This window comes from Kribbella sp., from assembly GCF_035687465.1.
Classification (GTDB): Bacteria; Actinomycetota; Actinomycetes; order Propionibacteriales; family Kribbellaceae; genus Kribbella.
The window spans coordinates 1-5,769 of record NZ_DASRXP010000296.1 but is presented as its reverse complement, the minus strand read 5'-3'; the positions used below and the strand labels follow the sequence as shown (position 1 = coordinate 5,769).

The 5,769-nt window shown below is 68.5% G+C and carries 6 protein-coding genes; 4 read left to right on the top strand and 2 right to left on the bottom strand.

Annotation, left to right across the window (positions count from 1 at the left end):
• The 4 genes from rho to prmC form a co-directional block, all read left to right on the top strand.
• The coding region (rho, locus tag VFG33_RS14945; protein WP_325026717.1) for a transcription termination factor Rho at positions 1–1,448 on the top strand (1,448 nt) is incomplete at its 5' end.
• A 105-nt stretch (positions 1,449–1,553) separates the two neighbouring features.
• Positions 1,554–1,760: a 50S ribosomal protein L31 gene (rpmE, locus tag VFG33_RS14940; RefSeq protein ID WP_325026715.1), complete on the top strand. Its 207-nt coding sequence runs from the start codon at positions 1,554–1,556 to the stop codon at positions 1,758–1,760.
• A 92-nt stretch (positions 1,761–1,852) separates the two neighbouring features.
• Positions 1,853–2,929: a peptide chain release factor 1 gene (prfA, locus tag VFG33_RS14935; RefSeq protein WP_325026713.1), complete on the top strand. Its 1,077-nt coding sequence runs from the start codon at positions 1,853–1,855 to the stop codon at positions 2,927–2,929.
• Positions 2,926–3,765 (top strand): peptide chain release factor N(5)-glutamine methyltransferase, encoded by an 840-nt coding sequence (gene prmC, locus VFG33_RS14930; protein WP_325026712.1) that lies wholly within the window; start codon positions 2,926–2,928, stop codon positions 3,763–3,765. Before prfA ends, prmC begins: the two co-directional genes overlap by 4 nt.
• Here prmC and VFG33_RS14925 read toward each other — a convergent pair.
• A complete protein-coding gene (locus VFG33_RS14925) occupies positions 3,756–4,709 on the bottom strand; it encodes a hypothetical protein (RefSeq protein WP_325026719.1) in 954 nt (317 codons plus the stop codon). The two genes, prmC and VFG33_RS14925, sit on opposite strands and share 10 nt — an antisense overlap.
• A gap of 64 nt (positions 4,710–4,773) precedes the next feature.
• A partial coding sequence (locus tag VFG33_RS14920) for an adenosine deaminase (RefSeq protein ID WP_325026709.1) occupies positions 4,774–5,769 on the bottom strand: 996 nt, incomplete at its 5' end.

Sequence of the window (5,769 nt, the reverse complement as noted above, 5' to 3'; positions counted from 1 at the left end):
GTGACGCCCAGAGCCGTGACGCCCAGAGCCGTGACGCCCAGAGCCGTGACGGTCAGAGCCGTGACGGTCAGACCCGTGACGCGCAGCGTACGGACAGCCAGCGCAACCGGCAGGACCAGAACGATCGTGGCGAGGAGGGCGAGGGCCGTCGCCGTCGCCGTCGGGGCCGCGACCGGGACCGCACCGGCCGTGACACCGGTGCCCGCGACACCGGCCGCGACACCGGGCGCGACAACCAGCGCAACCGCGGTCGCAACGAGCGCTTCGAGCCGGAGCCGACCATCAACGAGGACGACGTGCTCGTCCCCGCGGCAGGCATCCTCGACGTGCTCGACAACTACGCCTTCGTCCGGACCAGCGGCTACCTGCCGGGCCCGAACGACGTGTACGTCGCGCTGTCGATGGTGAAGCGGTACGGCCTGCGCAAGGGCGACGCGATCACCGGTGCGGTGAAGCAGCCGTCCGACGGCGAGCGCAAGGAGAAGTTCAACCCGCTGGTCCGGATCGACACCGTGAACGGGTCGGACCCGGAGATCGCCAAGCAGCGGCAGGACTTCAACAAGCTGACCCCGCTGTACGCGACCGAGCGGCTCCGGCTCGAGACCGAGCCGAACATCCTGACCACCAGGATCGTCGACATCGTCAGCCCGATCGGCAAGGGCCAGCGTGGCCTGATCGTCTCGCCGCCGAAGGCCGGTAAGACGATGGTGCTGCAGGCGCTGGCGAACGCGATCACCACGAACAACCCCGAAGTACACCTGATGGTCGTGCTGGTGGACGAGCGGCCTGAAGAGGTCACCGACATGCAGCGCACGGTCAAGGGCGAAGTCATCGCCTCGACCTTCGACCGTCCGGCCGACGACCACACCACGGTCGCGGAACTGGCGATCGAGCGGGCCAAGCGCCTGGTCGAGCTGGGCCACGACGTGGTCGTGCTGCTCGACTCGATCACCCGGCTCGGCCGGGCCTACAACATCGCGGCCCCGGCCAGCGGCCGGATCCTGTCCGGTGGTGTCGACTCGTCCGCGCTGTACCCGCCGAAGCGGTTCTTCGGTGCGGCCCGCAACATCGAGGACGGCGGTTCGCTGACCATCCTCGCGACGGCGCTGATCGAGACCGGTTCCAAGATGGACGAGGTCATCTTCGAGGAGTTCAAGGGCACCGGCAACATGGAGCTCCGGCTCCGCCGCGAGTTCGCCGACCGCCGGATCTTCCCGGCCATCGACGTGGTCGCCTCCGGTACCCGCCGCGAAGAGCTGCTGATGGCCAAGGACGAGACCACCGTCGTCTGGAAGCTCCGCCGGGTGCTGTCCGCGCTCGACGGTCAGGCGGCGCTGGAACTGCTGATCGGCAAGCTCAAGGAGAGCAAGTCGAACATCGAGTTCCTGATGCAGGTCAACAAGACCACCCCGTCTGCCAGCGGCCGCAACACCGACGACGGCAACTGACCCGATTGGTCAAGTCTGCGCCGTCAATGGCAGACTTGACCGTTGGTTCCGGTTCACGGCCGCATCAAGCGGGCGACCCGGACCGCCTTTGACTCGAGGAGACCCATGAAGAGCGACATCCACCCGACCTACGTGGCGACCAAGGTGACGTGCACCTGTGGCGCGACGTTCGAGACGCACTCGACCGCGGAGAGCGGCAGCATTCACGCTGACGTGTGCTCGCAGTGCCACCCGTTCTACACCGGCAAGCAGAAGATCCTTGACACCGGTGGCCGGGTTGCCCGCTTCGAGAAGCGGTACGCCAAGAAGTAGCTGTCTCACCGCGCGCCGGTTCCGAGCCCCAGTGGTTCGGCACCGGCGCGCGGTTCGTCTGTCCAGGTTCGGTCAGTGTGAGAGGAGTTCAGATGTTCGAGGCGGTCCAGACGCTGAAGGCGGAGTATGCCGAGCTGGAGCGGCGGATGTCCGACCCTGAGCTGCACACCGACCAGGACGTGGCCCGCAAGGTCGGTAAACGGTACGCCGCGCTGGCGCCCGTGGTCCGGACCTACGACGAGTGGCTGCAGACCGCTGGGGACATCGAGGCGGCCCGCGAGCTCGCCGACGAGGACCCCGCCTTCGCCGACGAGGCCACCAAGCTGGAGGCCCGGCGCGAGGAGCTGGCCACCAAGCTGAAGGTGCTGCTGGTCCCGCGCGACCCGGGTGACGACAAGGACGCGATCCTCGAGATCAAGGCCGGCGAGGGCGGCGACGAGTCCGCCCTGTTCGCCGGCGATCTGCTGAGGATGTACCTGAGGTACGCCGAGACGCAGAACTGGAAGACCGAGGTGCTGGACTCGGCGGAGTCGGATCTCGGCGGCTACAAGTCGATCACCGTCGCCGTGAAGGCCAAAGGGACCCCGGAACCAGGCGAGACGCCGTACGCGAAGCTGAAGTTCGAAGGCGGCGTGCACCGGGTGCAGCGCGTTCCCGTGACCGAGTCGCAAGGCCGGATCCACACGAGCGCGGCCGGCGTGCTGGTGCTGCCGGAGGCCGAGGACGTCGACGTCGAGATCGACCAGAACGACCTGCGGATCGACGTGTTCCGGTCGTCCGGTCCCGGCGGGCAGAGCGTCAACACGACCGACTCGGCGGTGCGGATCACCCACCTGCCGACCGGCATCGTGGTCTCGATGCAGAACGAGAAGTCCCAGCTGCAGAACCGCGAACAGGCGATGCGCGTACTGCGCTCCCGGCTGCTCGCCGCGGCCCAGGAAGCGGCCGACCAAGAAGCCTCGGACGCCCGCCGGTCGCAGATCCGCACGGTCGACCGGTCCGAGCGGATCCGCACCTACAACTTCCCGGAGAACCGTTTCTCCGACCACCGGATCGGCTACAAGTCGCACAACCTCGACCACGTCCTCAGCGGCGACCTCGCTCCCGTCATCCAGGCCCTCACCGATGCCGACCTGGCCGCCCGCCTCGAGGCTGTCGACTCCCAGTGAACGCACGCGCACTGCTGGCGGCCGCGACCACGCGTCTGCAAGAAGCCGGTGTCGCGTCCCCCGACTACGACGCAGCCGAGCTCCTAGCCTTCGTCTGCGGCGTCCCCAGGATGCAGCTGGGCCTAGTAGAGGTAACACCCGAGCAACAGACCCGGTACGACGAGTTGGTGGCCCGGCGGGCTCAGCGGGAACCACTGCAACACCTGACCGGTACAGCCGCCTTCCGCTATAGGGAGCTCGTTGTCGGGCCTGGGGTATTCGTACCGCGGCCCGAGACCGAGGTCCTCGTCGGCTGGATCCTCGACAAGCTCGCAGACGTCGAGGCACCCCTCGTCGTCGACCTCTGTAGCGGATCCGGTGCGATCGCAGGCGCTGTGGCGACCGAGCGGCCCGACAGCACGGTCCACGCAGTCGAGCTGTCTCCGGAAGCGTGCGTCTGGGCGCGGCGCAACCTGGCCGGGACCGGCGCCACGCTGCACGAGCGAGACATCGACGGCTGCCTGCCGGAGCTCGACGGACTCGTCGACGCGGTGATCGCCAATCCGCCCTACATCCCTTTGACTGCTTGGGAATCCGTCACCGCCGAGGTGCGCGACCACGATCCCGCTCTAGCGCTCTGGTCGGGCGACGACGGCCTCGACGAGATCAAGGTGGTCGCCGCCACGGCCGGCCGCCTCCTGAAGCCCGGCGGCTGGTTCGGCTGCGAACACGCTGACGTACAAGGCGAATCGGCCCCAGCGGTCTTCGCCGCCACCGGTCACTTCACGGAGGTCCGCGACCAACTCGACCTCGCCGGACGCCACCGCTTCGCAACCGGCCGCAGGGTCTACTCGTAGATCACCAGCTCCGGCCGAGGCTTGAGGGCCATCACCTGTGCTGGGGTCATCAGGGCACCGTGGCGGGTGTCTTCCTTGTAGAACAGCTTGAATCCCGCGTGCACACCTGCTGCCATCTGCGGCGTGAGCTTGCGCCAGGTGGCCTCCTTGTCGGAACGGTGACCGATCCCGTCGACCGACTTGATCGTGACCACGCCCGGGTGCTGCTTCATCGCCTTCTCGTTGCTGACGATCCGGCTGGACAGCTGGTGGAACACGAACACCTTCTCCGGCAGGTTGTTCGCCTGCACCAACCCGGACAGGTACGTCGCGATCTGGTCCAGCTCGGCTCCGCTGGTCCGGCCGAACACCCGGCCCGGCACCTGCCCGGGACCGACCGCCCATTCCGGGTCGAACGCGAGCCCGATGTCCGGCTCCTTCAGCCAGTGCTCCAGCCGCTTGACCTCGGTCAGGATGCTCGCCCGGCCGGGCTGGATGTCGAGCAGCAGCAACATCCGGTGCCTACGGGCAAGGGCCAGGTAGTCCTGGATCTTGGCGTCGGTGAGCCGGCTGCGGTACAGCCCGTCCTTGCCCGCATGCCCGTTCGCGACCACGACGATGAGCTCCAGCACGGGCTGTGGCGTCCGCCCGTTCGCGTACTGCGTGGCCAGCGTCTCCAGCTTCGCCGCCTTGGCATCCAGGTCCTTGTCGAGGGGCCCGAGTGCGGGGGAGCCCGGCAGTCCGACGTACCCGACGAGTCGGTACTTCGGGAAGATCTGCCGCCCCCCTCTAGGCAACTCACCATCGGCGGGCGGCGGCGGCACAGACGACGCGTCCGGCGTCGGCGTCGACTTGGCGGCCGGTGGCCCAGAGGTGGCCGCCGGTACGTCGCTGCACCCGGCCACGGCACCCATCAGCAGCGCCAGTGCTGCCGTGACGGCAGGAACCTTCCGCACGGGTGTCATACGCACCGCACCAGACAACCACGCATCGCCGACACAACCCACGGCCGGGCGTGTCCAACAAGTGTTATCTCGCCACGTACGCGTCGATCTCGGCGAGCAGGGACTCCTTCAAGGTGTCCTCGGCGAAGGAGACCCGGACGGCAGTGCGGGCCAGCTCGGCCGCGCCTTGCTCGTCGAGGTTCAGCAGCTCCGATGCCACGGCGTACTCGTTGGTGAGGTCGGTGCCGAACATCGGCGGGTCGTCGGAGTTGATGGTGACGACCAGTCCGGCTTCGACCATCGCGGCCAGCGGGTGCTCGGCGTACGACGCGACCGCGCGGGTGGCGAGGTTGGACGTCGGGCTGACCTCGAGCGGGATCCGGTGCTCGGCCAGGTAGTCGACCAGGGCGGGATCCTGCATCGCGGAGGTGCCGTGGCCGATGCGTTCCGCCTTCAGGACCCGGATCGCGTCCCAGATCGTCTCCGGGCCGGTGGTCTCACCCGCGTGCGGCACGCTGTGCAGACCCACCTCGCGGGCGGCGTCGAAGTACGGGGCGAACTGCGGCCGCGGTACGCCGATCTCCGGGCCGCCGAGGCCGAACCCGACCAGGCCGTCGGGGCGGATCTCGGTGGCGATCCGGGCGGTCTCGAGGGCCGCCGGGAGGCCGCTCTCGCCGGGGATGTCGAAGATCCAGCGCAGCGTCACGCCGAGTTCCTTCTCCGCCGCGGTCCGGGCGTCCTCGATCGCCTCGCAGAACGCCTCGGGCGCGATCCCGCGCTGCACCGAGGTGTACGGCGTCACCGTCAGCTCGGAGTACCGGATGTTCTGCGCGGCCATCTCGCGGGCGATCTCGTAGGTGAGCAGCCGGACGTCGTCCGGCGTACTGATCAGGTCGACGACGGTCAGGTAGACCTCGATGAACTTGGCGAAGTCGGTGAAGACGAAGTACTCCGCCAGCGCGGCCGGATCGGTGGGTACCGGCGAGGCCGGATGGCGCGCGGCCAACTCGGCGACGATCCGCGGCGAGGCGGATCCGACGTGGTGCACATGCAGCTCGGCCTTCGGCAGACCGGTGAGGAA